At 44.8% G+C, this 26295-nt stretch carries 26 protein-coding genes and 1 other annotated feature; all 26 genes read left to right on the forward strand.

The window, feature by feature from the left end:
• The first annotated feature begins 40 nt into the window (after window positions 1–40).
• The 26 genes from ltrA to BW944_RS00135 all read left to right on the forward strand — a co-directional run bounded on the left by ltrA (window position 41) and on the right by BW944_RS00135 (window position 26285).
• Window positions 41–1843, forward strand: coding sequence for a group II intron reverse transcriptase/maturase (gene ltrA / locus BW944_RS00005; protein WP_076556286.1), 1803 nt, complete (start codon window positions 41–43; stop codon window positions 1841–1843).
• Between the two features lie 244 nt (window positions 1844–2087).
• Window positions 2088–3128 carry a rod shape-determining protein gene (locus tag BW944_RS00010; protein ID WP_076556287.1) on the forward strand — a complete coding sequence of 347 codons (1041 nt, stop codon included), beginning with the start codon at window positions 2088–2090 and terminating at the stop codon, window positions 3126–3128.
• 9 nt (window positions 3129–3137) lie between these two features.
• The gene (gene mreC, locus BW944_RS00015; protein ID WP_076556288.1) at window positions 3138–4013 is read left to right on the forward strand and encodes a rod shape-determining protein MreC; all 876 of its coding nucleotides are present in this window, start codon (window positions 3138–3140) and stop codon (window positions 4011–4013) included.
• Window positions 4010–4528, forward strand: coding sequence for a rod shape-determining protein MreD (gene mreD, locus BW944_RS00020; protein ID WP_076556289.1), 519 nt, complete (start codon window positions 4010–4012; stop codon window positions 4526–4528). The genes mreC and mreD overlap by 4 nt, the downstream gene beginning before the upstream one ends.
• A gap of 26 nt (window positions 4529–4554) precedes the next feature.
• Window positions 4555–5241 carry a septum site-determining protein MinC gene (gene minC / locus BW944_RS00025; protein WP_076556290.1) on the forward strand — a complete coding sequence of 229 codons (687 nt, stop codon included), beginning with the start codon at window positions 4555–4557 and terminating at the stop codon, window positions 5239–5241.
• Window positions 5234–6034, forward strand: a complete 801-nt coding sequence (minD, locus tag BW944_RS00030; protein WP_076556291.1) for a septum site-determining protein MinD — start codon at window positions 5234–5236, stop codon at window positions 6032–6034. Before minC ends, minD begins: the two co-directional genes overlap by 8 nt.
• Before the next feature lie 209 nt (window positions 6035–6243).
• Window positions 6244–6316, forward strand: a sequence feature (ribosomal protein L21 leader region).
• Between the two features lie 13 nt (window positions 6317–6329).
• Window positions 6330–6638: a 50S ribosomal protein L21 gene (gene rplU, locus BW944_RS00035; RefSeq protein WP_076556292.1), complete on the forward strand. Its 309-nt coding sequence runs from the start codon at window positions 6330–6332 to the stop codon at window positions 6636–6638.
• 11 nt (window positions 6639–6649) lie between these two features.
• The gene (locus BW944_RS00040; protein WP_076556293.1) at window positions 6650–6970 is read left to right on the forward strand and encodes a ribosomal-processing cysteine protease Prp; all 321 of its coding nucleotides are present in this window, start codon (window positions 6650–6652) and stop codon (window positions 6968–6970) included.
• 14 nt (window positions 6971–6984) lie between these two features.
• A complete protein-coding gene (gene rpmA / locus BW944_RS00045) occupies window positions 6985–7275 on the forward strand; it encodes a 50S ribosomal protein L27 (RefSeq protein WP_076556294.1) in 291 nt (96 codons plus the stop codon).
• A 643-nt stretch (window positions 7276–7918) separates the two neighbouring features.
• Window positions 7919–9205: a GTPase ObgE gene (gene obgE / locus BW944_RS00050; RefSeq protein WP_076556295.1), complete on the forward strand. Its 1287-nt coding sequence runs from the start codon at window positions 7919–7921 to the stop codon at window positions 9203–9205.
• 15 nt (window positions 9206–9220) lie between these two features.
• Window positions 9221–9670, forward strand: a complete 450-nt coding sequence (locus BW944_RS00055; RefSeq protein WP_076556296.1) for an ACT domain-containing protein — start codon at window positions 9221–9223, stop codon at window positions 9668–9670.
• A gap of 16 nt (window positions 9671–9686) precedes the next feature.
• Complete coding sequence (gene pheA / locus BW944_RS00060; protein WP_076556297.1) at window positions 9687–10559, forward strand: prephenate dehydratase; 873 nt, start codon at window positions 9687–9689, stop codon at window positions 10557–10559.
• A 485-nt stretch (window positions 10560–11044) separates the two neighbouring features.
• Window positions 11045–11788: an NAD(+) synthase gene (nadE, locus tag BW944_RS00065; protein WP_076556298.1), complete on the forward strand. Its 744-nt coding sequence runs from the start codon at window positions 11045–11047 to the stop codon at window positions 11786–11788.
• A gap of 462 nt (window positions 11789–12250) precedes the next feature.
• The gene (locus tag BW944_RS00075) at window positions 12251–12997 is read left to right on the forward strand and encodes a YebC/PmpR family DNA-binding transcriptional regulator (RefSeq protein ID WP_076556300.1); all 747 of its coding nucleotides are present in this window, start codon (window positions 12251–12253) and stop codon (window positions 12995–12997) included.
• A 383-nt stretch (window positions 12998–13380) separates the two neighbouring features.
• Window positions 13381–13989, forward strand: a complete 609-nt coding sequence (gene ruvA, locus BW944_RS00080; protein WP_076556301.1) for a Holliday junction branch migration protein RuvA — start codon at window positions 13381–13383, stop codon at window positions 13987–13989.
• A gap of 15 nt (window positions 13990–14004) precedes the next feature.
• Window positions 14005–15006, forward strand: coding sequence for a Holliday junction branch migration DNA helicase RuvB (gene ruvB, locus BW944_RS00085; protein ID WP_076556302.1), 1002 nt, complete (start codon window positions 14005–14007; stop codon window positions 15004–15006).
• Entirely contained in the window at window positions 15003–15203 is a 201-nt protein-coding gene (locus tag BW944_RS00090) for a DUF2905 domain-containing protein (protein ID WP_076556303.1), read from the forward strand. Before ruvB ends, BW944_RS00090 begins: the two co-directional genes overlap by 4 nt.
• A 12-nt stretch (window positions 15204–15215) precedes the next feature.
• Window positions 15216–16250 (forward strand): tRNA preQ1(34) S-adenosylmethionine ribosyltransferase-isomerase QueA, encoded by a 1035-nt coding sequence (queA, locus tag BW944_RS00095; RefSeq protein ID WP_076556304.1) that lies wholly within the window; start codon window positions 15216–15218, stop codon window positions 16248–16250.
• A gap of 15 nt (window positions 16251–16265) precedes the next feature.
• The gene (gene tgt, locus BW944_RS00100) at window positions 16266–17402 is read left to right on the forward strand and encodes a tRNA guanosine(34) transglycosylase Tgt (RefSeq protein ID WP_076556305.1); all 1137 of its coding nucleotides are present in this window, start codon (window positions 16266–16268) and stop codon (window positions 17400–17402) included.
• 15 nt (window positions 17403–17417) lie between these two features.
• Window positions 17418–17678, forward strand: a complete 261-nt coding sequence (gene yajC, locus BW944_RS00105; protein ID WP_076556306.1) for a preprotein translocase subunit YajC — start codon at window positions 17418–17420, stop codon at window positions 17676–17678.
• 424 nt (window positions 17679–18102) lie between these two features.
• Window positions 18103–18378 (forward strand): post-transcriptional regulator, encoded by a 276-nt coding sequence (locus tag BW944_RS00110; RefSeq protein WP_076556307.1) that lies wholly within the window; start codon window positions 18103–18105, stop codon window positions 18376–18378.
• A gap of 39 nt (window positions 18379–18417) precedes the next feature.
• On the forward strand, window positions 18418–20703 hold the full coding sequence (gene secDF, locus BW944_RS00115; protein ID WP_076556308.1) for a protein translocase subunit SecDF: 2286 nt from the start codon (window positions 18418–18420) through the stop codon (window positions 20701–20703).
• Between the two features lie 85 nt (window positions 20704–20788).
• Window positions 20789–21112, forward strand: a complete 324-nt coding sequence (locus tag BW944_RS00120; RefSeq protein WP_076556309.1) for a LapA family protein — start codon at window positions 20789–20791, stop codon at window positions 21110–21112.
• Window positions 21113–21165: 53 nt separating this feature from the next.
• Window positions 21166–23466: a single-stranded-DNA-specific exonuclease RecJ gene (gene recJ, locus BW944_RS00125; RefSeq protein ID WP_076556310.1), complete on the forward strand. Its 2301-nt coding sequence runs from the start codon at window positions 21166–21168 to the stop codon at window positions 23464–23466.
• The gene (locus BW944_RS00130) at window positions 23456–23971 is read left to right on the forward strand and encodes an adenine phosphoribosyltransferase (RefSeq protein WP_076556311.1); all 516 of its coding nucleotides are present in this window, start codon (window positions 23456–23458) and stop codon (window positions 23969–23971) included. Before recJ ends, BW944_RS00130 begins: the two co-directional genes overlap by 11 nt.
• Window positions 23972–24083: 112 nt before the next feature.
• Window positions 24084–26285 carry a RelA/SpoT family protein gene (locus BW944_RS00135; protein ID WP_076556312.1) on the forward strand — a complete coding sequence of 734 codons (2202 nt, stop codon included), beginning with the start codon at window positions 24084–24086 and terminating at the stop codon, window positions 26283–26285.
• Window positions 26286–26295 lie beyond the last annotated feature (10 nt).

The following is a 26295-nucleotide window of genomic DNA, read 5'->3' on the forward strand; positions in this document are numbered from 1 at the left end:
AAGAAGATGGGAAATCATTCCGGGAAAGGGGTGATCCATTATGCAAACACAATTACGATACTGGGAATACTACGGTATGACCGAAATATTTGAGGGGTTATATGAAGGTAGTAAGGAAGGTGAATCTTTTGACCGTCTATATGACATCATTACTTCAAGAGAAAACCTCCTACTTGCCTTTCGTATCATCAAAACAAATAAGGGGTCACAAACAGCTGGTGCAGATAAAAGAACGATAGACGACTTCAAACAAATGTCCGAAGAAGAATTGGTTTCTTTCATACAAAAACGTCTTTCCAACTATCAGCCCATGAAAGTAAGAAGTGTTTTTATTCCAAAACTAAATGGAGATAAACGACCGCTTGGTATTCCAAGTATGAGCGATAGAATTATTCAACAAGCTTTTAAACAGGTCTTAGAGCCAATTTGCGAAGCTCGATTCTACAATCATTCTTATGGATTCAGACCTCTAAGGTCTACACACCATGCTATAGCAAGAGTTAATTTCCTAATCAACCAAAGTAAACTGAATTATGTTGTGGATGTAGACATTAAGGGATTTTTCGATAATGTTAATCACACTCTATTGATAAAACAGTTATGGAATATCGGGATACAAGATAGAAAAGTTTTGCGGTTAATCAGTAAGATGCTTAAAGCGGAAATTGAAAGTGAAGGTATACCGATAAAAGGCACACCGCAAGGTGGTATTTTATCCCCTTTACTATCCAATGTTGTTTTGGATGATTTAGATAAGTGGGTAGCGGGTCAGTGGGAAAATATACCGACCAGCTACAAAAACAAAAATGATAAATATAAACTTCTTAAAGAAACATCAAAACTTAAAGAAGGATATATTGTTCGTTACGCTGATGATTTCAAAATCCTTTGTAGAGATTGGAAAACCGCTCAAAAATGGTATCACGCCGTGAAACTATATCTAAAGGACCGATTAAAACTCGACATATCACCGGAAAAATCCAAGGTGATAAACTTACGTAAAAATGAATCTGAATTTCTTGGGTTTATGATCAGGGCTGAAGTAAAGGGCAAAGATGGCAAACGTGTGGCGTATACTCGACTTATTGCTAAAAAGAAAAAGCAATATAAGGAAGAAGGACGAAAAAGAATTAAACAGATACAAAAAAGTCCAAACACCAAAAATGCACTTCTTTACAACAGTTGGATACTTGGTATTCATAATTATAGTCGATATGCCACGCATGTATACTCAGATTTTAGAAAAATTGCATTCCAGCTCAGTAGAACCTTGTACAATCGTTTAAAAAGAGTTGGTAAATATGAGCATCCTAAGAATGCACCGCCATCTTATAAAAAGTTCTATAAATTGACATATAGGACGTACAAAATTAGTGGAGTATATTTATACCCTTTAGAGGATATAAGTCATAAAAACATTATGAGCTTTTCTCAATGGCTTACACCGTTTACTTTAAGGGGCAGAAAACATATCTATACAAAATTAAAAGGTGATGTGTCAACAGAAATTAGGAAACTCATGAAATCTAACATTCCAAACCGAAGTGTGGAATACTTTGATAATCGAATAAGCAGATACAGTATGAAGAATGGTAAATGCGAAATTACAGGAGAATTTCTACCTGCCGAGACCGTACATTGTCATCATTATGTACCTGTAAATTCAGGAGGAATAGACGGATTTAAAAATTTACGAATTCTGAGCAAATTCGTTTACATCTTAATCCACGCAACGGAAACTCAAACGATTGAAAAATATCTTGATATCCTGCAATTGAATCAAACGGAAATCAAGAAGGTTAACAACTATCGTAAAATGTGTAACTTAGAATCTATCAGTTGAAAAGCTATAGAAAGATGGAACGCCGTATGCGAGGAAACTCGCACGTACGGTGTGGAGCAGGGGAAAAGATGGAGATAATATCAAAGTTTTACCTATTGCTATATCTATGATAGTGAACCACTATCTATTTTACTTATTTTCTCGTATAATTGAATAAGCGTGAAATGACAAGCGCCAAGGTATAAGGGTTTCCTTATAGTTGGCGCTTGTTCTTATCCATTGTGTTACAGAAAGGAAGATAGCATTGGGCTTGTTTGGACTCTCGCAGGATCTCGGGATAGATCTTGGGACTGCGAATACACTAGTATACATGAGAAACAAAGGAGTAATTGTACGTGAACCTTCTGTGGTAGCAAAAGATGCGGACACGGGTAACATAGAAGCGGTAGGGCAGGATGCCTATCGTATGATCGGGAGGACTCCCGGAAACATAAAGGTTGTTCGTCCGATGAAGGACGGCGTAATCGCGGATTATGAAACGACAGCTGAAATGATCAAATATTATATGCAGAAGGCGTTGAAGACGGGATCCTCCTTTCGTGGGAAGCCGAACGTAATCGTCTGTGTTCCTTCTGGTATAACGATGGTGGAAGAACGGGCGGTCATTGACGCAACGAAACAGGCAGGAGCCAAAGATGCTTTCACCATCGCTGAACCTTTCGCAGCGGCAGTAGGAGCCGGTCTCCCCGTATGGGATCCGACAGGCAGTATGATCGTTGATATAGGAGGAGGCACGACGGAAGTGGCAATCATCTCTCTCGGAGGAATCGTAACTAGTCAGTCCATCCGGGTGGCCGGTGATGAAATGGACGAGTCGATTACGAACCATATCAGGAAGAAATACAACCTGATGATCGGAGAACGGACGGCGGAAGAGATCAAGTTCACGATCGGAGGGGCGAAATCCTACGAAAAAGTCGATGAAATGGAAATCCGGGGGAGAGACCTTTTAACAGGACTTCCGAAGACGATCACTATTTATTCCGATGAAATCGTCCAGGCTCTTTCTGATACAGTCGCCTCCATAGTAGAAATCGTGAGAGTGACGCTCGAGTCTACCCCTCCTGAACTGGCTGCAGATATTATGGAGCGTGGCATTGTGATTGCCGGAGGCGGGGCCTTGTTGAAAGATCTGGACTCTGTACTAAGTGAAGAAACGAACATGCCTGTCTTTATAGCTGACGAGCCTCTCGATTGTGTTGCAATCGGAACGGGGAAATCCCTGGAGCATATCCATCATTTCAAATCCCAGCCGAACGTAGCAAGCCGAAGCTGGAAAGAGTAGGTCCAGTCTATGCCTTCATTGTTCAGAAAAAAAATACTTATAACGGTTCTGGTTGCATTCATTGTTGTCGTGACACTTATCGGCTTTTCTATGCGGGACAGGGAAGAAGTTACGTTTCCTGAAAAATTCGTATTGGACACGGCAGGCTGGGTACAATCGATTTTCAATACACCTATTCAGTGGGTGGACAATTCTATCGAGACTTTTCAGGACGTCTTTCGTGTGTACAAGCAAAATGAAGTGCTGAAAGGGAGACTCGCAGAATATGAAGGGTTGATTGTAGAGAATCAGGAACTTGAGGAAGAAAATGAGGAATTGCGCGGAACGATTGATAAAACCGGAGGTCTCAGTGAATACGCCCCCGTCCAGGCAACGGTGATCGCCCGTAGTTCAGAGCGCTGGTTTGAGCAGCTTACAGTGAACCGCGGTTCGGAGCACGGAGTGGAAAAAGACATGGCAGTCATTACGAAAGACGGTCTTATAGGAAAAGTGCAATCGACGGCAGCTTTCCACTCTACGGTGAAATTGTTGAGCGGTTTCGACCTTTCGAACAAAATATCATCATGGGTCGTTCAAGAAGAAGGTCAGAATGTGTTCGGTCTTGTCGAAGGGTATGATGAGGCCTCCGGAAGACTTGTGCTCGGGGGTATCAACCTTGATGCAGAATTGAACGAAGGGGACGAAGTGATTTCTTCAGGTCTCGGTGGTGTGTTTCCGAGTCGTCTGCAGATCGGGACTGTCGACGAAGTACGTAACGATGAATACGGGCTGACGAAAACCGCTTATATCGAACCGGCGGCGAACCTCTATGAAGTCAATCACGTGATTATCGCCCGCAGAGATGAACAGACGGTCGAGAATGAAAGATCGGGCGAAGAATCATGAGGCATATATGGCTTAGTCTTCTTGCGTTACTTTTTATCGTAATGGAAGGTATGGTAGTCAACTTACTTCCACCGTCGCTTCTGTTCGCGGAATGGTTCATCATACCGCATTGGACCCTTGTGTTTCTGCTCCTCATGTCCATTTATTTCGATTCGAGTGAAACATACGTTTCGCTTTGGTACGCACTCGTAAGCGGTCTGTTCATTGATATCATCTATACAGATATCCTTGGTGTGCATATGATGGTTTACGTTATAGTCGTATACATTATCCACGGCGTGAACAAATTGCTTCAATCCAATCTGCTTGTCGTCGCCCTCCTTGTACTTACTGGTGTTGCGATGGCAGATACACTTTTGTACGTGGTTTATTCGTTCCTGAATCTTACGGATCTACCGTGGGGCACATATGCAGGGAACCGATTATGGCCCACGTTACTTGCCAATGCGATTGTATTCCTGTTCATTTCTTTATTCCTCAAAAATGTGATGCAGAAATGGGCGGACGATGACTAGTATACGTTTAAGGAGAGACTCCAATCATGAATCATAAACAAAAAGTGATGATAAAAGGGACGAGAGAGGGTCTGATTTTACATCTTGATGATCAGTGTGATTTTGAAGAGATTCTTACTGAATTGAAAGGGAAACTTTCAGAACATATCACCACGGATGAGGCACCTCTTATACGAGTTTCTATTGAGCTAGGGTATCGTTATATCCATCCCTACCAGGAAGAAATTCTGAAAGAGATAGTCCGGGAGCAGCAGCACCTGGTGGTGGAAGAGATCGATTCGAAGGTCATGACGAAGGAAGTTGCTTTGGAATGGGAGAAAGACAGGGATATAACCGCTATCAGTCAGACCCTCCGCTCCGGGCAGGTGATCGATGTGAAGGGAGACCTCCTTGTCATCGGTGATGTAAACCCCGGGGGCACAGTAAGGGCAAGCGGAAATGTTTTTGTGCTCGGTAAGCTTTTCGGAGTAGCTCATGCCGGTAGTGAAGGGTGGACGAGGGCTGTCATCGCCGCTTCCTATCTTGAACCGAGCCAGCTTCGTATAGCTGACAAAATCAGTCGCTCCCCTGACCAGGAAGAGGTTGATGGTGGTTACATGGAATGTGGATTCATTGATGAAACTGCAGGTGCCATCCGCATAGATCGTTTGCAAAAGGTAGTGAAGTGGCGTCCGGAACTCGTCAGCTTGGAAAGGAGAATGCATCATGGGTGAAGCAATAGTCATCACTTCGGGCAAAGGAGGGGTCGGTAAGACGACGACGACAGCCAATCTTGGAACAGCTCTTGCTATACAAGGGAAAAAAGTCTGTCTCGTAGACACCGACATCGGCCTCAGGAACCTGGATGTGATCATGGGCCTGGAAAATCGTATCATTTATGACATTGTTGATGTCATTCAGCACAGATGCCGTACAAAACAGGCATTGATAACGGATAAAAGATTCGACTGTCTGCATGTCTTACCTGCAGCGCAGACTTCCGACAAGTCACAAGTGACACCAGACGGGATGAAAGAGATCGTGGCCGAGCTTAAAGAGGATTACGATTACATACTGATAGACTGTCCTGCCGGAATCGAACAGGGCTACAAAAATGCTGTCTCAGGCGCTGATAAGGCGATTGTCGTGACGACACCTGAGAAGTCGAGTGTCCGCGACGCTGACAGGATCATCGGTCTGCTGGAACAGGAAGAAATCGAACCTCCTTCCCTTGTTATAAACAGGATCCGCACTCACATGATCGAAAGCGGGGATATGATGGATGTAGAAGATATCATATCCATTCTTGCCATTGACCTCCTCGGCATCGTCGTCGATGATGATGCAGTGATCACAGGCTCTAATAGAGGAGAGCCGGTGGCTCTCAAACCTGACACGAAAGCTGCAATCGGATATCGTAATATAGCGAGAAGGATTTTGGGAGAATCGGTCCCTCTTATGAATCTTAGAGAAGAAAAAATCACTTTCTTGACGAAAGTGAAAAGAATTTTGCGTATAGCGAAATGAACCGTCATCTATAGGAATGACGGTTTTTTATCGGAAGATTGTGAAGAATCAAAGATGATGTTTTTTTATTGTTGCTTTTCCCATTTTTGTTTAGTAGAATTTATCCCGGGCTTCCAAAGAGCCCCCGAGCGGTTTTTACCGTCGTTCAGCAGTTTATTGACAACATGTTTCCGGTTATGATAACATTGGTTTGTTATTCTTGTAGCACTTCACTGCTACAACCGCTCAGAACAGGTCATAAACCATGGAAATGGTACCTGGATGGCGAGTCTTAGTTTAATGAGGAGGTGCACGTATGTACGCAATTATCGAAACTGGTGGAAAACAGGTCAAAGTTGAAGAAGGCCAGGAAGTTTACGTTGAAAAGCTTGATGCGGCTGACGGAGAGTCAGTGACTTTCGACAAAGTATTGTTCGTAGGTGGAGACAACACGAAAGTAGGAGCTCCATTTGTTGACGGTGCTACTGTAACGGCTAAAGTTGATAAACACGGTCGTCAGAAGAAGATCACTGTATTCAAGTATAAAGCCAAAAAGAACTACAAACGTAAAAAAGGTCATCGTCAACCTTATACAAAAGTCGTCATTGACAAAATCGACGCGTAAGGGTTCGGCTTATGATTACAGTTAACTTTCTTTCCTCGGATGAACGCATTCATGGTTTTGAACTTTCCGGGCATGCAGAGAGTGGACCTTATGGTCATGACCTTGTGTGTGCAGCAGTGTCAGCCGTTTCCTTCGGTGCAGCGAATGCTTTGATGGAAGTAGCCGACTGTGAGCCGGAAGTGACCCAGGGTGGCGAAGGAGGCTATTTAAAAGTCGTCCTCACCGGGGAAGATAGAGAAAAGGAAAAAGCTCAAACGCTCCTTGAGGGTTTGCTTATTTCCCTGCGAACTATTGAACACGATTATTCTCAATATATTACTATCACAAAATGAAGGAGGTGGATGCCATGCTACGTCTAGATCTACAGTTTTTCTCACAGAAAAAAGGTCAAGGAAGCTCGAAAAACGGACGTGACTCCGAGTCGAAACGTTTGGGAGCTAAGCGTGCTGACGGTCAATCAGTAACTAGCGGTTCCATTCTTTACCGTCAACGCGGTACTAAGATTTATCCAGGTACAAACGTTGGTATCGGTGGCGATGACACACTTTTCGCTAAATCGGACGGGGTTGTGAAGTTCGAACGTTACGGTCGTGATCGTAAAAAAGTCAGTGTATACCCTGCAGCACAGGAAGCGTAAATCATTTCATAGAAGGATAAAGCCACGCCGTGCTTTTTGCATGGACGTGGCTTTTCTTCATGATTAAGAAGGAAGCGGCAGCTTGTGTGGAAGGAGCCGCTTCTTCTCTCTGTTCTCACTTTCTGGAAGTGTTAAAATATAGGGAAGTAGTCATTGCTGGATAAATCAAGTTCAACCTCTGAAGGGTGCTGAAAACATAGGAGAAATGTCAGAGTAGCTCGTCTAGTTTCTCTGTGGTTCGGAACTCCTGTTGGAAGCTGAAGTTGGTTTATCGAGTAGGGATGAGTGGTTCGTGTTACAAGCTAATGGTATAATGGATTATCCGAAAAAACTTTCATCTAACCGGTGTAACCCGTTCGTATGCAGTGCAATTCTTAGATAGAGAATCTGAAGATACAAAAGGTGCTCGGAAAGGGACAGCCCTTTCATTTTAGCTCTGTTAAAGCCTAGTATTGATGACAGGAACGGAAGGTGGGGACGCCTGCGGAAAGAGCATGGAAGGAAAATCACCCGTATCGACCAGAGGGAGAGGCGGGAAGTTTCCACCATGTCCGCGGCAAGCTTCCATCTGAAAAGACGAATATCAACAATAAATGATAACAGAGCTTTCATTTTAATAAGGTAAGGACAATGAGGTGGATATATGTTTGTAGATCAGGTGAAAATATACGTGAAAGCAGGAGACGGAGGCGATGGTCTCGTCGCCTATCGAAGAGAGAAATATGTGCCGAGGGGAGGTCCCGCAGGCGGAGACGGAGGAAGCGGCGCAGATGTCGTTTTCGAAGTGGATGAAGGCCTGAACACCCTTATGGATTTTCGTTACCAGCGTCATTTCAAAGGAAAACGCGGGGAAAACGGAATGAACCAGAAAAAACACGGGAAAAACTCTGAAGACCTTATCGTACCGGTGCCGCCTGGTACAACGGTTCGAAACGCTGACACCGGGGAGTTGATCGCTGATTTGCTTGAGCATAAGCAAAGGGCTGTCGTTGCTGCCGGTGGACGCGGAGGTCGTGGAAACGCGAGATTCGCTACCGCGAGAAACCGGGCTCCGGAAATTTCGGAGAACGGAACATTAGGTGTTGAACTGAACGTTCAACTGGAGCTGAAATTACTTGCCGATGTAGGGCTTGTAGGGTTTCCAAGTGTCGGAAAATCGACATTTTTATCTACGGTCACTGCAGCAAAACCCAAAGTGGCTGATTACCATTTCACTACGCTTAACCCTAACCTTGGCGTAGTAGAGACACGGGATGGTCGAAGTTTCGTTATGGCAGACTTACCGGGACTCATTGAAGGAGCTCATGAAGGAGTGGGGCTCGGGCATCAATTCCTTCGTCATGTGGAACGTACGAGAGTTCTGCTCCATGTCATTGATATGTCGGGGGTGGAAGCCCGTGATCCATACGACGACTATGTAGCGATCAATCATGAACTGGCTTCCTATGATGAACGTCTGAAGGATAGACCGCAGATTATCATTGCAAACAAAATGGATCTGCCGGACTCCCACGAGAACCTGGAGGCTTTTCGTGAGAAGACCAAAGACGAGAATCTCAAGATATATCCTCTTTCCGCTATTACACGAAGCGGGTTGGACGACATCCTTTATGCAGTGGCGGATGAACTTGATCGCATTCCGAAACAGGTGAAAGAAGAAGAAGCGACAGAAGACCGGGTGCTTTATAAATTTGAGAAAGAAGCTCCTGCCTTCTTGATCACGAGAGATGATGACGGGGCGTATGTCCTGTCAGGCGAAAAAATCGAATCACTTTTCCGTCGTACCAACTTCGATCATGACCAGGCTGTGAATCGTTTCGCCCAGCAGATGCGCAGTATGGGCGTAGACAGTGCTCTCAGAGAAAGAGGAGCGGAAAATGGTGATACCATCCGTTTATTAGACTTCGAGTTCGAATTTGTAGACGGATAACAGGAGGCGCGCAGCATGGCGGACTATAGTGAAAAGTTTTACCTTGTACGCAGTGATATTCTTCCTGAAGCAATGAAAAAAACGCTCGATGTGAAGACTATGATCGACCGTGGGAAGGCTGATTCTGTATATGAAGCTGTACAGAGTGTGGGGCTATCACGAAGTGCTTTCTATAAATACAAGGATGCTGTATATCCTTTTCAGGCGATGGTGAAAGAACAGATAGTCACTCTTTTTTTCCATTTGGAAGATGAGAAAGGAAGTTTGTCGAGGCTTCTTTCTGTGGCTGCCGATTCCGGCTGTAATGTACTGACGATTCATCAGACGATACCGATACAGGGAAAAGCGAATGTTACGCTTTCACTCAACACAGCGGGGATGTCTATGGGAATGAATCAGTTGATGCAGGAATTGCAGGATCTATCGTTTGTTGATAATGTGGAAGTATTAAGTTCAGGCGCGTGAGATGGAGGGATAGATAATGACAGTACAAAAAATAGGGTATCTTGGACCAAAAGGTACGTTTACAAAAATGGCAGTGGACTCTCTTTTTGAAGGAGGAGAGTTCGTCAGCTACGATACGATTCCTGCTTGCCTGGATGCTGTAGAACAGGGAGAAATCGATACAGGTGTCGTCCCGCTCGAAAATGCAATCGAAGGGTCAGTACACTTGACGATCGACTATCTGATTCATCAGGTGAACCAGGCGATTATAGCGGAGCTTACCGTTCCGATTCGTCAGCACTTACTGACCCACCCTGACTATATGGGGGAAGAGATTACAGAAATCCATTCCCACAGTCATGCGATAGCCCAGTGTCATCAGTATCTGCATAAACATTATCCGAATGCAGAAATCTATTACACAGCTTCCACAGGCCGGGCGGCGGAGATAGTGAGAGAGAAAGGTCCTCATGCTGTAGCGATCGGTAATCATTTGGCAGCTGAAATGAACGAGCTGAAAATCATGGAAAGTAATATCCATGATTACGATAACAACCACACACGTTTTGCTGTCGTTCAGAAAGACCCTAAAACTCTCAAGGTAAAAGAACATCCTGTAGCGAAACAGAAAACGACAGTTATGGTGACTCTTCCACAGGACTATGTCGGAGCTTTGCATCAGGTGTTGGCCGCTTTTGCCTGGAGGAAAATGAACCTCTCCAAAATCGAGTCACGTCCGATGAAAACAGGTCTCGGTAATTATTTCTTCCTGGTGGATGTGGACCAGCCTTACGATAAGGTGTTGTTCCCGGGGGTTCAGCAGGAACTTGAAGCGCTCGGTTGCAAACTGAAGGTGCTCGGCACGTACCCGAGTTATGAAATAGAGGTGCCGACACCCGTAACGAAGTGAAGAGCCTGTAACAAAACTGCTTTTACGTTTAAAAGAGCCTGGGCCAAAACTAAATAGTACAAAACAAAAACCGAACGATAGTGTTCGGTTTTTTGTTTTGTACGCTGTTTATAAAAGGATAAAAAAGAACAACACATCGCTTTCCGCGGGCACGGCTTCAAGCCGCCCCATAATCAAGAAAATCGCTTGATCATGGGGATCTTCAGCACGTGCTGTTCCCGCAGGAGTCTCTGTGTTGTTCTTCATAAAAGGATAGGCATCGTCTCGAATGTTCGGTTATTGATTGCTGTTATTCGTTTTGTCCCAAACTCTTTTATATACATTCGTTTATGAATATTCGTTTTTAGTATTTCTACGATACCTTCTGTTTCAGGCTCTTTTTTAGGGACGTTCTGGAAGAAAAAGGTGAAAGGGCTTCCTCTGCTTTCCCAGCAGGAGCAAGATATGTTAAGATATATAACTATACGAATGGAGGGTGTTAAAGCATGGAGCAGGAAATAGAGAAACTCACGAAATGGTTGCAAGAAAAAATAAAAGAAGCGAACGCGGAGGGCCTGTTGGTAGGCTTGAGTGGAGGTATAGATTCTGCAGTGGTGGCCAACTTGATTAAACGTGCCTGCCCGGAGGCTTCCCTCGGAGTGATAATGCCCTGTAAAAGTGATGGAGAAGACGAACAGCATGCCAAAGAAGTGGCTGAGGCCTGTGGTATAAAAACGGTCACGATCGATCTGACAACAACACATGATACTCTGTTACCGACGATTCAGAAGCAACTCAGAGATTCTGATTTGTATAAGGAAGAAGCTCAACAGCTGGCTGATGCGAATTTGCGCGCCCGGCTACGGATGAGCACTCTTTATACTGTGGGAGCAAATACAGGTTATTTAGTGACGGGTACGGATAATGCAGCAGAATGGTATACCGGATACTTTACCAAATACGGGGATGGGGGCGTCGACCTTGTACCTCTGACGAATTATACAAAAGGAGAAGTCCGTGAGATGGCCCGTGATTTGGGAGTACCTTCCTCTATCGTTGAGAAGAAGCCGAGCGCAGGCCTTTGGGAAGGGCAGACGGATGAAAATGAGATGGGGACCTCTTATGCTACAATCGATCGTTATTTGAAGGGAGAAGCGATTCCTGAAAAGGATAAAGAAATCATCGACTCCTTACATAAACGCTCTCATCATAAGCGGCAAATGCCTCCTGCCCCTCCAAAAGATTTATAGTTCTGATAGGCCTTCTTTTCAGGATAATTGGAAAAGAAGGTCTTTTTTTTAGGGTATTGGTCGAACACGATTCCCTTTCTGGTGTACTTCAGTTACGCGCTTTTAGCACTCTCGTTTCATCATGAGGGCTTCTCTCCTTAGTTATCGTTGATATTCATCTCTTCAGTGGGGAATTGACGGAAACATTTAAAGGAAACGCTCTGTTATCGTTCCTTGTTGATTTTCGTTCTACGGGTGGAAGCTTGCCGCGGGAATAACGCGGGCTTCCGGAATCTCCCTCCGGTCATTTCCGGTGATTTTCCGTTCATGCCTTGCCGCAGGCGTCCCCACCCTTCGTTCCTAAAATCAACAACAGGCTTTAACAGAACGAAAGGAAAAGGAAAGCGGTAAACGATTTGGACACAGAAATGAACTTTGATATAGTTATGAAAGGAAAACATGTTTTTGAGAGGAGAATGTCCCATGGCAGGCCATTCAAAATGGAGTAATATCAAACATCGTAAAGGTGCTCAGGATGCGAAACGCGGCAAATTGTTTCAGAAACTGGCACGTCAGATTTTTGTTGCTGCAAGGCAGGGGGACCCGGATCCTGAAATGAACCCGGACCTCCGTCTAGCTATAGAGAAAGCCAGAGCTAACAACATGCCAAAAGATAATATCGACCGGGCTTTGAAAAAAGCTACAGGGGACCTCGACGGTGAAGACTATGAAGAAGTCGTGTACGAAGGGTATGGTCCTGGTGGAGTAGCGGTAATGGTGAGTGTTCTTACAGATAACAAAAACAGAACTGCTCCGGAAGTACGTCATGCATTCAGCAAGCACGGGGGAAATCTCGGCGAAAATGGTTGCGTTTCGTTCATGTTCGACCGGAAAGGATTCATTACTATTGACCGTACTGAAACGGATGTGGAAGAAGATGATATCCTGCTCGAGGCGATAGAAGCAGGGGCGGAAGAGCTGGAAACGACAGACGACTTCTTTGAAATTTATACAGAGCCGGAGAGCTTCCAGGATGTGAAGAAGGCTCTGGAGGAATATCCGGTTCAGACGGCAGAAGTGACGATGATTCCTCAAACCTATACTCCGCTTGAAGAAGAGGGAGTAGAAAAGATGCTGAAGCTTATCGATATGCTTGAAGATAACGATGATGTACAGGAGATCTGGCACAATCTCGACGCTGATAAAGAAGTTTTGGAAAAACTATCATGAGATTAAAGGCCCGCAGAGATGCGGGTTTCTTTTACGTATGCGAGAAGGGCTGAACACTCGGTACCACTTTTCCTTGTCCAGTTGCGTCATCCAGAAGCACATGTCCTAAGCAGCTCAATCAGAGAAAGGGAAGGGCGCCTTTCGTCTGATCAATCAGCTTAGGCCAGGGCTTCTAAGCGGGATGACTTCACATTTCATTGTCCAGTTTTACCTCGTAGCCCTTAGCGACATAAGCAAAAACCACCATAGAGAAGAAGAACACTTCTCCAGGATGATTTTTACTTATGCGAGAAGGGCTGAACACTCGGTACCACTTTTCCTTAATACGAACGTGTGTATGTATGTTATAATACCAAAGAGTAAGCAGAAATGGAGAGAAATGAATGATTGCATATATTAACGGAATATTGACATCGATTGAAGAAGATTCCATTATTGTAGAGGTCCAAGGTATTGGCTATGAAGTTTTCTGTGCCAACCCTTTTTATTTTGAACCGCAAATGAATAAAGAACTCAAAGTTCATACATACCACCATGTAAGGGAAGACGCCCAGATTCTTTTCGGATTCCCTAAAAAAGAGGATAAGTACCTGTTCTCGAAGCTTTTGAATGTTTCAGGTATAGGTCCAAAAGGAGCTCTCGCCATTTTAGGGGGAGCAAGTGTAACTGATTTTGTAGGTGCAGTGGAGCGGGAAGACGACAAGTATCTGACGAAATTCCCGGGAGTCGGGAAGAAGACGGCTCGACAGATGATTCTTGATCTTAAAGGGAAACTGGTCGAATGGGTGCCTTATGAGGAAAATGAGGCGACGATTTTCTATGCAGATGCAAGAGTGGATGAGTCCCTCGTAGCGGAAGCACTTGAAGCCTTGGAAGCGCTCGGTTATTCGGATAAGGAACTACAGGCGATCAAACCTGAACTTCATAAAATAGAAGCGGAGAAAGTAGACGAGTACGTGCGTCACGGACTGCAGTTGTTGTTAAAAGTATAGAAAGGAGGGAGAAGCATGGAGGAAAGAATTATTTCCGGGGAACAGCAGGGACGAGAAGAGGATATGGAGCAGAGCCTGAGGCCTGAACTCCTCTCTCAGTACATCGGCCAGGAAAAAACGAAACAGAACTTGAGTATTTTTATCGAAGCTGCAAAAATGCGGGAAGAACCTCTGGACCATACTCTGTTATATGGACCGCCTGGTCTCGGTAAGACGACACTCGCTTCTATCATCGCAAATGAAATGGGTGTGCAGTTCCGTACGACTTCAGGCCCTGCCATCGAAAGAGCCGGAGACTTAGCCGCGATTCTTTCTTCTCTTGAAGCGGGAGATGTGTTGTTTATTGATGAAATTCATCGACTGCCACGATCCGTTGAGGAAGTGCTCTATCCCGCAATGGAGGACTTCTGTCTTGATATCGTTGTAGGTACCGGTCCAAGTGCAAGATCCGTACGTCTGGAGCTTCCTCCTTTCACTCTCGTCGGTGCTACTACAAGAGCAGGGTTGCTATCTGCGCCGCTTCGGGATAGGTTCGGCGTACACGGTCGTCTCGAATTTTATTCAACGGAGGCCCTTTCTGATATAATCCGGAGGACTGCTGAAATTTTCGAAGTGTTCATCGAAAAGGATGCTTCGGACGAAGTGGCCAGCCGCTCCCGAGGGACTCCGCGTATCGCCAATCGCCTTTTGAAGCGTGTGAGAGATATTGCGCAGGTGAAGGGGGAAAGGGAAATCACCCTGACTACGGCCAGAGAGGCCCTCGGAATGCTTCAAGTCGATGAGGATGGTCTCGATCATATTGATCATAAGTTGCTACTTGCGCTGATCGATTCTTTCCGCGGTGGTCCCGTCGGAGTCGACACGATGGCAGCGACTATCGGAGAAGAATCCCAGACGATTGAGGATGTGTACGAACCCTTCCTCCTTCAGAAGGGTTATATCCAGCGCACACCAAGAGGCAGAGTGGCCACACCGAAAACTTATAGTCATTTCGACCGGGAGGTACCCGGGGCATGACGGAATACAGTAAGTTATTTATAATCATCGGCATCGTTTTTATTTTAATCGGGCTGATCGGAACATTCATCGGGAAACTGCCTGGTGATATCAGTTTCAAAAAAGGGAATGTAAGTTTTCATTTTCCGATTATGACATCGATTGTCGTAAGTATAGTATTGTCTCTTATATTTTATATAGTAAGCAGATTGAAGTGAGGTTGAAGAACAATGACAACGGATATTAATCAGTATGATTTTGACTTACCCGAAGAATTGATCGCGCAGACTCCTTTGAAAGACCGGGCTTCCTCCCGGATGATGGTTCTGAAAACGGGTGAGGAGAAGATAGAACACCGCACTTTTACAGATATCAAAGAGTATATCCAGGCCGGCGATTGCCTTGTATTGAACGACACGAAGGTTCTTCCTGCACGCTTGTACGGTATGAAAGAAGATACGGGTGGAAAAGTGGAAGTCCTCCTTCTTCATCAGCATGAGGGTGATGTGTGGGAAGTATTAATGAAGCCGGCCAAAAAAGTGAAAGAAGGCACCGTTCTTTCATTCGGAGATGGAAGTCTGAAAGCTGTATGCACAAAAGAAATGGAGCATGGCGGTCGTCTGGTCGAATTCTCTTATGAAGGAATTTTTCTCGAAGTCCTCGATGCACTCGGAGAAATGCCGCTGCCCCCTTACATTACAGAACAGCTGGAGGATCGTGATCGGTACCAGACAGTGTATGCCAAGGAAGAAGGTTCCGCAGCCGCGCCGACGGCCGGTCTCCATTTCACTGAAAATCTGTTGCAGGAGCTGGAAGACTCGGGAGTGAATCTGGTATATTTAACTCTTCACGTCGGCCTTGGAACGTTCAGACCGGTCAGTGTCGAAAACGTAGAGGAGCATGATATGCACGCAGAATTCTACACTCTTGATGAGGAAGCGGCCGAGCGACTGAACAAAGCAAAGGAAGAACAGGGAAGAATCATTTCTATAGGGACGACCTCGACGCGTACGCTGGAGACTATTTACCGGGAGCATGGTCGATTTACGGCTGATAGCGGCTGGACGGATATTTTTATTTATCCTCCGCAGCAGGTGAAATCCATCGATGGACTTGTAACTAACTTTCATCTTCCTAAATCGACGTTGATAATGCTTGTCAGTGCTATAGCCGGTCGGGATTTCATCCTCGAAGCTTACCGGAGAGCTGTTACAGAAAAATATCGTTTCTTCAGTTTCGGCGATGCAATGTTAATTTTAAAGTAGGAGTGGTAGTGGGAAATGGCGATTACGTATGAACATATAAAGACGTGTAAACAGACAGGAGCGAGACTGGGGAAGGTGCATACACCACATGGCACTTTTGATACCCCGGCCTTTATGCCGGTGGGAACACTGGCTACTGTAAAAACGATGAGTCCGGAAGAACTTGAATCCATGGGAGCGGGGATGATCCTTTCAAATACGTACCATCTGTGGCTCCGACCAGGCTCTGATATCGTTGAAGAAGCTGGAGGCCTCCATAAATTCATGAACTGGAAAGGGTCCATATTGACCGATTCCGGTGGGTTCCAGGTATTCAGTCTCAGTGACTTACGAAAAATCAAAGAAGAAGGCGTGCATTTCAGAAACCATATAAGTGGAGAGAAGCTATTCCTTTCCCCTGAGAAAGCGATGCATATCCAAAATCAGCTCGGAGCCGATATTATGATGGCTTTTGATGAATGTCCACCTTACCCTGCAGAACATAAGTACATGAAGGATTCCGTCGAACGGACAAGCCGATGGGCGGAGAGATGTCTTTCTGCACATCAACGTCCACACGACCAGGGACTTTTTGGTATCGTTCAGGGGGGAGAATACGAAGACCTACGGAAACAGAGCGCCCGTGATTTGACTTCCCTTGATTTTCCAGGGTATGCCATCGGCGGATTGTCAGTAGGGGAACCGAAAGACGTAATGAACCGTGTACTTGAATCGACCACCCCTTTATTGCCGACCGAGAAACCACGCTATCTGATGGGCGTTGGATCTCCTGACTCACTGGTGGACGGAGCGATCCGGGGTATTGATATGTTTGATTGTGTGTTGCCGACGAGAATTGCAAGAAATGGCACATGCATGACTTCGAATGGCCGTCTTGTCGTCAGAAATGCAAAATTCGCCCGAGACTTCGGTCCTATAGACGAAAATTGCGACTGCTATACGTGTCGGAATTATTCTAAAGCGTATATCCGTCATCTCGTCAAAGCGAATGAAACATTCGGGTTCAGACTTACTACTTATCATAATCTCTATTTTCTGTTAAAATTGATGAGGCAAGTGCGAGAAGCCATTAAAGAGGACAGACTCGGTGATTTCCGTGAAGAATTCTTTGAACAATATGGTTTCAACAAGCCGGATGCGAAAAACTTTTAGAGGGGGAATAGGGAGATGGAAACATTAGTAGGACTACTGCCTATTATTTTAATGTTTGTTATCTTTTACTTCTTGCTGATTCGTCCACAACAGAAGAAGCAGAAGAAAGTGCAACAGATGCAATCAGAACTGCAAAAAGGTGATGAAGTCATTACAATCGGCGGAATTCACGGAACCATCCATGCGTTGGATGAAGGTACAATCATCGTCACGGTGAACGATGGTTCCACTTTGAAATTGGATCGCTCATCGATCAGAGAAAAGAAGAACGACTAATCGAAAAGGTGATTTAACCAGTAAGTAAGCTACATAATGTCTGTAGCTCACCTGAAAAGGGGAAGTGATTCCGGTTCAAACCGGAGTCACTTTTTTTGGTTTCGCACAATAAACGATAACAGAGCCAATTGTTTAAGATTTTGACATAAGAGAGACATGAAATTGTGGGCCCGCAAAATCGACTAGTGGGTTTTATTGTCATCTTTAGAATCCGGATAGAAAGTGGTTGTCACAATTAGGGATCGGCCTGGTCAAGAAAGACGTACAGGGTATCATTCAAAGGTGGGCTGACCTCCGCGAAAAAAGATTGTTTCGATATTATAGCCCATTCACCTTCTCAAAGAAATAAATTTCCGCTACAATGGGTTATATGCTTGTACATAATAAATCAATGAGCCTTCAAGAATAAAGGAGTTCGGTTTTTATGGAAGAAAAGCACGTAGAAGAATGGAGAAGTCTAGTGGAACCGGTAGTGATAAGTAAACGAAATGAATTATGGTTGCTTGGCTACTCTAACGTCACAAAAGATGACATATGGAATTGTCTGAACAAGAAAGTATGGAAGAAGAATAAAGAGAACCATCTCCATGCTGTCGTCCAGGATATATTTCATTTACAGCCGCACACATACTTGGGTTATGTAGCGAATCAGATTTATCAGAATGATGATTTGGAAGCTAGCTTGGAAGCCGTTACGTAAGGGTTCTGAGCGGAGGATAACAAGGGGGAACGAAAAGAAATGAAAAAACGAGGTCGGATCGTCGCCTTTTTTCTTATAGTAGCTCTTTTGGCTACTACAATTGGTACGACCGTTACAGGTGTAGCAAAAGATATAAATTTGGGATTGGATCTGCAGGGCGGATTTGAAATCCTGTATGAAGTAGACCCGATTGAAGAAGGACAGGAAGTGAACCGGCAAGTACTTGAAGCCACGGTCCAATCTTTGACAGAGAGGGTAGACTCTCTGGGAATCAGTGAAGCGAATATCAATATTGAAGAACCGGACCGGATCAGAGTCCAGCTTGCAGGGGTTGAAAACCAGCAAGAAGCGAGAGAACTGCTCTCGACAACAGCCGAACTGTCTTTCCGGGACGTAGAAGGCACGAAATATCTTGACGGGAGTGACATCGTCGAAGGTAGTGCCCAGCAGACGTTCGACGCCAATACGAACAACCCTGTCGTAACCGTACAAATGGAGAGCGCACAGGAGTTTTATGAAGTTTCAGACACGATAACCAGTATGGAGGAAGACCCGAGCACACCATTTTCAGAAAGAATGATGGTGATCTGGCTCGACTATCAGGAACAGGAGACGACGTTCCCGGAAGAGTACGGAACAGAGGATCCTGCCTATATTTCTGCCCTCGGTTTTAAAAATGACGAACCTATTCGCAGTACGGATGTCCAAATCGACGGTAACTTTACGGTGGAATCCGCGAAACAATTGGCAGACATGCTCAACTCCGGTTCTCTGCCAGTGGATCTCGAAGAAATGTATTCCACCTCTGTAGGCGCTCAGTTCGGAGAGCAGGCGATGAATAAAACAGTCATTGCCGGAGCGATCGGTATTGCACTCATCTTTCTATATATGATTGCGTATTATCGTTTTCCAGGAGTCATCGCAGCGATTACGCTATCCGTATATATCTATTTGATTCTTGTTGTATTTGAATTGATGAACGGGGTGCTTACGCTGCCAGGGATCGCCGCATTGATTCTCGGTGTAGGTATGGCAGTGGATGCGAACATTATAACGTATGAGCGGATGAAAGAGGAGTTGAAATCCGGAAAAACAGTAATGTCAGCTTTTAAAGCAGGGAATAAGCGTTCACTGGCAACGATTCTTGACGCGAACATCACTACCCTCATTGCTGCCGCTGTTCTTTTCATTTTCGGTACCAGCTCTGTGAAAGGTTTTGCCACAATGCTTATTGTAAGTATTCTGGTAAGCTTCATTACAGCTGTGTTCGGAACCCGTCTTTTCATGGGACTATGGATAAAGGGGCGTATGTTGAACAAGCGTCCGAAATGGTTCGGGGTGAAACCCGAAGATATCCAGGATATCGATGACACGACACCAGTGAACACGACGTGGAAAGGGAAAACATTCGATTTTGCCGGTATGCGAAAAAGATTCTTCGCAATTTCCATTATTCTTATAGGTGCCGGTGCAATTGTGCTGATGATTTTCAAACTCAATCTTGGTATAGACTTCACGAGTGGTTCCAGAGTGTCGATCTTATCCAATGGGAATGTTCAGGCTTCCCAGGTGGAAGAAACATTGGAAGAGGATTTCGGCGTGACACCGAAACAGATAGTCATCTCCGGAGATGATGATGAAATTGCGGTAGCTCGCTTTGAATCCGTTCTCTCCAAAGATAAGATTTCTGAAATTCAGACGTATTACGAAGAGGAATACGGAAACGTACCTAACGTAAGTACTGTATCTCCGATTGTAGGGCAGGAACTTGCCAAGAACGCTGCATTAGCTGTTCTTTATGCATCGATCGGAATCATCATTTACGTCACAATCCGGTTCGAATTCTTCTTTGCTTTGACGGCTATTATCGCTCTCTTGCATGATGCCTTCTTCATCATTGCTCTATTCAGTATTACACGGCTCGAATTCGATATTACGATAATAGCGGCTATACTCGCGATTGTCGGGTACTCAGTCAATGATACGATCGTAACCTTCGACAGGATACGTGAGAATTTACGACTGAGACGCAAGGTGAAAAATTTCGCCGAATTGGCCTCAGTCGTTAATGAGAGTCTGATGCAGACTCTCGCTCGTAGTTTCAATACGGTAATTACTGTAGTATTCGCAGCTCTGATGATCTTTTTATTCGGTGCCTCCTCGATTACGAACTTCGGTTTCGCGCTTGTAGTCGGCCTTGTAGCAGGAACATATTCTTCTCTGTTCATCGCTTCGCAGCTTTGGCTAGTGATGAGAGGTCGTAACATCAGCGAGAAACCTATCGAGTACTCCACGAAGAAAAAGACGAATGGCCCGCAAGTATAATTCAAAAACCGTCCCTGCCAGGGTCGGTTTTTTGATTGAATTTGGCTGGATGGGGGTATAGTTAAGATAAAAGGAGGTTTTTATCATGAAAGGTCAATCTTATATCATTCTGGCAATCATATTTGCTTTATTAGTAGCTGTATTTGCAGTCATTAACGTGGATGCTGTGCAGGTGAACTATTTATTCGGCTCCGGCGAGGCACCGCTCATTCTCGTCATCCTTATTTCTGTTCTGATGGGCGGGGTTATAACAGCTTCTGTGGGTGCGCTACGCTACTTCCGTCTGAAACGCGACTACAAAAAATTAGAGAAAAAGCTAGAGACAGAGAAAGGAACATCTGTAGAACCTGTGACGGATCATGATAATAAACCTGATGAGGAAGGGACCGAACGACAAACAGTTGAATAAGGTTGTTAGCACCCCTCGGCCTTTAGTATAATAAATAGGTCAGGGGTGTCGTTATGTTGAAAAGTAAAATGAAATGGGACTTTACATATAGTTCTGATAAAGGAAGCAACAATGGTTTAATTGATGAATTATTGAGTCAGCGCGGTATTCATACAGAAGAACAGAAGGAGAAATTCCTGAAACCCTCTTTGTCCGATCTTCACGACCCGTTCCTTATCAACGGGATGAGAAAAGCTGTGAATCGCGTAAAAGAAGGCATTCATCACGGCGAATCCATCCTCGTCTTCGGAGATTATGATGCGGACGGAGTCAGTTCTACGGCGCTGATGATGGAATGTCTGCAGTCACTTGGAGCAGAATGTGATTTTTATATTCCCGATCGTTTCATCGAGGGATATGGACCGAATGAGGATGCGTTTCGCAAGGCTCATAATGATGGATATACACTGATCATAACGGTGGACACGGGTATTGCTGCTGTCCATGAAGCGAATGTAGCCAGAGAGCTTGGAATCGATTTGATCATTACGGATCACCACGAAGTCCAGAATGAGTTACCGGATGCAATGACTATTCTCCATCCTAAAACTTCGGTGAAGTATCCATTTCAGGAACTCGCCGGAGTAGGTGTAGCATTCAAGTTCGCTCATGCTTTACTCGGAGAGTGGCCGAGACAATTCCTCGATTTGGTAGCAATAGGAACGGTGGCGGATCTGGTTCCTCTGGAGGATGAAAACAGGGTGCTCGTTTCATACGGACTTGTAGCTGTAACGAAAACGAACCGTCCTGGTCTTAAGTCTATGAAAAAGTTGAATAATATTGATGGAGATGTGGATGAAGAGGCTGTTGGCTTCATGATAGGGCCCAGGATGAATGCGGTAGGTCGTCTGCAGGATGCATCACCAGCAGTTGATCTTCTCCTTACCAGAGATGAGGAGGAGGCGGAAGAGCTGGCTGAATTCGTCCAGGAACTGAATAAAGATCGCCAGAAAATCGTCCAGGAAATCGCTGATGAAGCGGAAACGATGCTTGGAGCTTCCACGGATGACGAAGTGATCATCGTGGCGAAAGAAGGATGGAATCCGGGAGTCCTTGGGATAGTAGCATCGAAGCTGGTGCGTAAATTCGACAGACCGGCCATCGTTCTTGCCGTTGACAAGGATAAAGGGCAAGCCAAAGGGTCTGCGAGAAGTATTGACGCGTTTGACATGTTCGAGAATTGTATGGAAGTCAGAGACCTGTTCATTCATTTTGGAGGTCATTCTCAAGCTGCAGGCATGACTCTTGAAGATGAGAAGATCTCTGAACTAAGAGAGGCGCTGTGCCGATTAGCAAGTGAAAAGTTGACTCCGGAAGACTATCAGCAATCTTTACCTATAACGATGAGTCTTTCACTGAAGGAAGTGACTCTGAAACAGATTGAGTTCATTAATCAACTGCGACCATTCGGCATGGCTAATCCGAAGCCTTATTTCCATTTGAAGAATAAAGCGAAGGAACTTCGCCTCATCGGCAGCAACAAGAATCACCTGAAGGCGACGCTTGAAGATGACGGCGCACGGCTGGATGCTATAGCGTTTGGTCAGGGGGAAGCCTATCATTCGATAGCTCCTCAATCCGAGATTGAATTTGTAGGACAGCTGAGCATCAATGAATGGAATGGTAATAGAAAACCCCAACTGATGGTAGAGGATTTAGCGGTGAAAGATTGGCAGTTGTTTGACTGGAGAGGAACGAAGCATATTCAGAAACATCTTCCTCATTTCCATGAGAATGAAGCGGCGTGTGTATCTTTTGGCCAGATTACAGACAGCCCGGGGGGATTGCCCTTATACAAGTTTGACGATTATAGATTGACGGACTATCGTACACTTCTTCTGCTCGACTTACCTGAAACCATGGAAGATTTAGCGGGTCTGTTGTCAAAGGTATCAGTAGAACGTCTTTATACAGTTTTTTCATTGACGAGCGATGCTTTTATGCAGACGCTTCCTACGAGAGATCATTTTAAGTATTTTTATGGTATGCTAAGGAAAAAGGGAAGTTTTGATCTGGAAAAAGATGCGAATTTACTTGCTCGACACAAGGGATGGCAGGTTGATTCTATAAAATTTATTTGTAACGTGTTTTTTGACCTCGGTTTTGTTACAATTGAAGATGGTCAATTACGAGTGAACAGTAAGCCGGAACAAAAAGATTTAATTGAATCCGAAACATTTCAAAAACGCCAGTCTCAGATTGAAGTGGAGAAGAAGTTATATTACTCTACATACAAAGAACTGAGAGCTTGGATAGATAAACAACTTCAACGCCCCGGGTCTGAAGTCAAGGAGGAAATAGGACATGGATTATAAAGAACATATAGCTATTGTGCAGGACTGGCCGAAAGAAGGGGTGCAATTTAAGGATATCACTCCGTTGATGGATAACGGTCCGGCTTTCAAGTCAGCCGTTGACGATATAGTAGAGTATGCAAAAAAACGTGATATCGATATCGTTGTGGGACCTGAGGCAAGAGGATTTATTGTAGGGTGCCCTGTTTCCTATGCTCTGGAAGTCGGTTTCGCTCCTGTCCGTAAGGAAGGGAAGCTTCCCAGGGAAACGATAAATGTGGATTACGGTCTGGAGTATGGCCAGGATGTATTGACGATTCATAAAGATGCCATCAAACCGGGACAACGCGTCTTGATCATTGATGATTTGTTGGCCACTGGCGGTACGATTGAAGCTACTATCAATCTCGTTGAACAATTGGGTGGAGAAGTAGCAGGTTGTGCTTTCCTTATTGAGTTGGAATACTTGAATGGCAGGGAAAAATTGGATGGATATGACGTATTGACCTTGATGCAGTACCAGTAAAAGAGTGCCCGAAAAGGGCGCTCTTTTGCTATTGCTCACCTTAAGAAATCCAGGATAGACACTTACAGGTCAGAGAAAGGGAATACAGCATAAAGAAATCAGGGTGATTGTTATGGCTAAAGATAATGTGATGACTGCGGATGAAGTAATCGAGGCAGCAGGTCATTACTTGAATGATGAGGATTTGCAGTTTATCCGCAGAGCTTATGAGTATGCGGCTTGGGCTCACCGTGACCAATATAGAAAATCGGGTGAACCATATATCATCCACCCGGTGCAGGTGGCCAATATTCTGGTGAATCTTGAGCTGGATCCGGAAACGATTGCTAGTGGTTTTCTTCATGATACTGTGGAAGACACGGATGTTACTGTGGAAGATTTGAAAGAAGCTTTCAATGAAGAAGTAGCACTGCTCGTGGACGGAGTGACAAAACTCGGAAAAATCAAATATAAATCCAAAGAAGAACAACAGGCTGAAAACCATCGAAAAATGTTCGTCGCCATGGCGAAGGATCTTCGGGTCATCCTCATTAAACTGGCGGATCGTCTTCATAATATGCGGACACTAAAGCACCTGCCTGCAGAAAAACAGCGCAGGATTTCCAATGAAACACTGGAGATTTTTGCGCCGCTTGCCCATCGTCTCGGAATTTCTACGATCAAATGGGAACTCGAGGATACTGCTCTGCGTTATTTGAATCCTCAGCAATATTACCGCATCGTCCATCTGATGAAACAAAAGAGGAACGAACGCGAGCACTACGTGGACGAAGTGATCGATCAAATACGTTCGGAGCTCGATGATGTTAATATCGATGCCGACTTGCATGGGCGACCGAAGCATCTGTACAGCATATATAAGAAAATGGTGCTGCAAAGTAAACAGTTCAATGAAATCTATGATCTGTTGGCGGTACGTATCCTTGTGAATAGCATAAAAGATTGCTATGCGGTGCTCGGAATCATCCATACGTTCTGGAAGCCCATGCCGGGACGTTTCAAGGATTATATCGCTATGCCTAAACCGAACCTTTATCAATCTCTCCATACGACCGTTATTGGTCCGAAAGGGGATCCGCTTGAAGTCCAAATCAGAACCCATGAAATGCACGAAATCGCAGAGTACGGGATTGCTGCTCACTGGGCTTATAAAGAGGGGAGACAGGCCAATGGTGTACAGTCCTTCGAAGAGAAACTGTCATGGTTCCGTGAAATTATGGAATGGCAAAGTGAAACCCATGATGCGGAGGAGTTCATGGAGTCACTGAAAATGGATCTGTTTTCAGACATGGTGTACGTTTTCACACCTAAAGGGGACGTTATTGAACTTCCTTCAGGGTCTAACCCGCTCGATTTCGCTTATCGTATTCACACGGAAATCGGTAATCAGACGATAGGAGCTAAGGTCAACAGTAAGATGGAGCCACTCGACTACGTGCTGAAGACCGGAGACATCGTCGAAGTTATGACATCAAAGCATTCCTACGGTCCATCCGAAGACTGGGTGAAGATAGCTCAGACGTCCCAGGCGAAGAATAAGATCAAGCAGTTTTTCAAAAAACAACGAAAAGACGAAAACATTATCAAAGGCCGGGAATCTGTGGAGCGTGAAATTAAAAAACTTGGACTGGCTCCAAAAGAAGTGCTTACAAATGATAATATCGAAAGAGTGCTGGATAAATTCAGTTTCTCTGCTGAGGAAGATTTGTATGCTGCTGTCGGTTATCAGGGGCTCACAGCTATTCAGGTCGCGAACCGTCTTACTGAAAGAATACGCCGGGAAAAAGAGAAACAGGAAGCTCTTGAGGATACGGTAGCTAATGTAAATAAGAAAGATATGAAAAAACAGCCGAACATGAAAAAGGAATCGGGTGTAGTTGTAGAAGGTATCGATAATCTTCTAGTCAGACTGGCTAAGTGCTGCAGCCCTGTTCCTGGAGACGATATCATCGGTTACATCACTAAGGGTAGGGGAGTTTCCGTTCACCGCACTGATTGCCCGAACGTGAACACAGAAGAAGCTAAGGAACGTTTGCTTTCTGTGAAATGGGAGACCGAGGAAGATAATAGTAAGCAATACCATGTCGATCTGGAGATCTGGGGATATGACCGAAGAGGTCTGTTGAATGAAGTATTGCAGGCTGTCAATGAAACAAAAACTAATATAACGGCTGTTTCAGGGAAATCAGATCGTAATAAAATGGCGACTATCCATATTACGATTCTGATTCAGAATACAGAGCATCTTAGAAAAATCGTTGAAAGAATTAAGCAGATACAGGAAGTATACACTGTTCGCAGAGTGATGCAGTAAGGGTGTGAAA

The organism is Salimicrobium flavidum, from assembly GCF_900156645.1.
Classification (GTDB): domain Bacteria; phylum Bacillota; class Bacilli; order Bacillales; family Halobacillaceae; genus Salimicrobium; species Salimicrobium flavidum.

Bases quoted from the DNA above. Each gene is read 5' to 3' on its own strand.
- ltrA (WP_076556286.1), top strand. From the start codon at position 41: ATGCAAACACAATTACGATACTGGGAATACTACGGTATGACCGAAATA.
- yajC (WP_076556306.1), top strand. From the start codon at position 17,418: ATGGAAACATTAGTAGGACTACTGCCTATTATTTTAATGTTTGTTATC.
- pheA (WP_076556297.1), top strand. From the start codon at position 9,687: ATGACAGTACAAAAAATAGGGTATCTTGGACCAAAAGGTACGTTTACA.
- mreD (WP_076556289.1), top strand. From the start codon at position 4,010: ATGAGGCATATATGGCTTAGTCTTCTTGCGTTACTTTTTATCGTAATG.
- tgt (WP_076556305.1), top strand. From the start codon at position 16,266: ATGGCGATTACGTATGAACATATAAAGACGTGTAAACAGACAGGAGCG.
- BW944_RS00090 (WP_076556303.1), top strand. From the start codon at position 15,003: ATGACGGAATACAGTAAGTTATTTATAATCATCGGCATCGTTTTTATT.
- queA (WP_076556304.1), top strand. From the start codon at position 15,216: ATGACAACGGATATTAATCAGTATGATTTTGACTTACCCGAAGAATTG.
- BW944_RS00055 (WP_076556296.1), top strand. From the start codon at position 9,221: ATGGCGGACTATAGTGAAAAGTTTTACCTTGTACGCAGTGATATTCTT.
- rpmA (WP_076556294.1), top strand. From the start codon at position 6,985: ATGCTACGTCTAGATCTACAGTTTTTCTCACAGAAAAAAGGTCAAGGA.
- nadE (WP_076556298.1), top strand. From the start codon at position 11,045: ATGGAGCAGGAAATAGAGAAACTCACGAAATGGTTGCAAGAAAAAATA.
- rplU (WP_076556292.1), top strand. From the start codon at position 6,330: ATGTACGCAATTATCGAAACTGGTGGAAAACAGGTCAAAGTTGAAGAA.
- recJ (WP_076556310.1), top strand. From the start codon at position 21,166: ATGTTGAAAAGTAAAATGAAATGGGACTTTACATATAGTTCTGATAAA.
- minD (WP_076556291.1), top strand. From the start codon at position 5,234: ATGGGTGAAGCAATAGTCATCACTTCGGGCAAAGGAGGGGTCGGTAAG.
- BW944_RS00130 (WP_076556311.1), top strand. From the start codon at position 23,456: ATGGATTATAAAGAACATATAGCTATTGTGCAGGACTGGCCGAAAGAA.
- obgE (WP_076556295.1), top strand. From the start codon at position 7,919: ATGTTTGTAGATCAGGTGAAAATATACGTGAAAGCAGGAGACGGAGGC.
- BW944_RS00075 (WP_076556300.1), top strand. From the start codon at position 12,251: ATGGCAGGCCATTCAAAATGGAGTAATATCAAACATCGTAAAGGTGCT.
- BW944_RS00135 (WP_076556312.1), top strand. From the start codon at position 24,084: ATGGCTAAAGATAATGTGATGACTGCGGATGAAGTAATCGAGGCAGCA.
- secDF (WP_076556308.1), top strand. From the start codon at position 18,418: ATGAAAAAACGAGGTCGGATCGTCGCCTTTTTTCTTATAGTAGCTCTT.
- BW944_RS00040 (WP_076556293.1), top strand. From the start codon at position 6,650: ATGATTACAGTTAACTTTCTTTCCTCGGATGAACGCATTCATGGTTTT.
- BW944_RS00120 (WP_076556309.1), top strand. From the start codon at position 20,789: ATGAAAGGTCAATCTTATATCATTCTGGCAATCATATTTGCTTTATTA.
- ruvA (WP_076556301.1), top strand. From the start codon at position 13,381: ATGATTGCATATATTAACGGAATATTGACATCGATTGAAGAAGATTCC.
- mreC (WP_076556288.1), top strand. From the start codon at position 3,138: ATGCCTTCATTGTTCAGAAAAAAAATACTTATAACGGTTCTGGTTGCA.
- ruvB (WP_076556302.1), top strand. From the start codon at position 14,005: ATGGAGGAAAGAATTATTTCCGGGGAACAGCAGGGACGAGAAGAGGAT.
- BW944_RS00110 (WP_076556307.1), top strand. From the start codon at position 18,103: ATGGAAGAAAAGCACGTAGAAGAATGGAGAAGTCTAGTGGAACCGGTA.
- minC (WP_076556290.1), top strand. From the start codon at position 4,555: ATGAATCATAAACAAAAAGTGATGATAAAAGGGACGAGAGAGGGTCTG.